The organism is Thiomicrorhabdus marina (genome assembly GCF_017571465.1).
Taxonomy (GTDB): domain Bacteria; phylum Pseudomonadota; class Gammaproteobacteria; order Thiomicrospirales; family Thiomicrospiraceae; genus Thiomicrorhabdus; species Thiomicrorhabdus marina.
Window position 1 is genome coordinate 1 of the sequence record NZ_JAGETV010000061.1, and the last position, 1,002, is coordinate 1,002.

Genomic DNA, 1,002 nt, shown 5'->3' on the forward strand with positions numbered 1-1,002 from the left:
ACATGTTCGCGACCGAAGCTTAGGTTTGGGTGATGACCAACGTTGTCTGCAACGTCAGCGACCTCATCCAAAAAGTCACGCAAAATCTCGAAGCTGGCGAATTCAAATCGAGCTTCTAAGGTTGCGGCTTTATCCTTTTGCTTCCACGCGGAGCTTAAACTCATGTAAAGCTCCATTGTGGAACTGGGTTCGCAGCCATGTTTTGATAGTATTCTTCTAGCCAGCCTTGCACTCGGACTAGTTGCGTTTGCTCTTCTTCATATAGACGAGAGAATAGCGCGTAGTCGTCAGCAGCACCAACATTTTGGCTGTATTGCGTTGCTTCACCGTATAGTTGAATCAAGGCAAGTTCGCGTGCTTCGCAGGTGCGTAGTGCTTCTACGATGTTGGTGGCAGGCGATGCTGGACTTAGGATACTGCCCGCCGGTAGTGCGCCTTGCGCTACCATGCGGTCGGTAATCAGATTGGCGTGCTGAAATTCTTCGTTTGCCAAGGTCACAAAACCTTCGGCAAATTGCATTTCATTGCGGAACTTCGATAAGGAAGCCTGAGCCAGATAATGCTGCCCTGCAGAGAATTCCAAGCTTAGCGCACGACCTAGGTAACCTAAAATTTGGGTATTAGGTGCCACGGTCTGTGCTTGCTGCGCTTGTGGATACGCTGCCGCGCCAGGCATAACGTTGCCTTGCATATTTGGTTGATAACGCATGATTATCTCCTGGTCTCAGTAAGAGAGTTCTGTATGAGATGGCTGTACGAATAAAAAAGGTTAAAATTTATCTGCTTGTTGTTGAAAAACTTGCCAATAGCTAGCTATTACCTGCGTTTTCCGCCTAAATCAGCTAAATTTTTCCTCATTTTTCTGTCGTGCCCCACTCATACAAAACTCTCTAGGGTCCCTTATTCTTTATAGACGTGTCGCTGTTGCGTTGCCCATTACTAGTACAGGCTCAACTTCGTTGTGCGGACGTGCAATGATGTGCGCTGCAACTAGACCGTCAC

2 protein-coding genes are annotated in these 1,002 nt (G+C 47.7%); both read right to left on the bottom strand.

What is annotated here, in order from left to right; translation table 11 throughout:
• Positions 1-176, bottom strand: a 176-nt coding sequence (locus tag J3998_RS13070; RefSeq protein WP_341829276.1) for a 4a-hydroxytetrahydrobiopterin dehydratase, incomplete at its 3' end; no start/stop codon positions are given.
• Positions 161-709: a ferritin-like domain-containing protein gene (locus tag J3998_RS13075; RefSeq protein ID WP_208151106.1), complete on the bottom strand. Its 549-nt coding sequence runs from the start codon at positions 707-709 to the stop codon at positions 161-163. The genes J3998_RS13070 and J3998_RS13075, both read right to left, overlap by 16 nt.
• Positions 710-1,002 lie beyond the last annotated feature (293 nt).

Bases quoted from the DNA above. Each gene is read 5' to 3' on its own strand.
- J3998_RS13075 (WP_208151106.1), bottom strand. From the start codon at position 709: ATGCGTTATCAACCAAATATGCAAGGCAACGTTATGCCTGGCGCGGCA.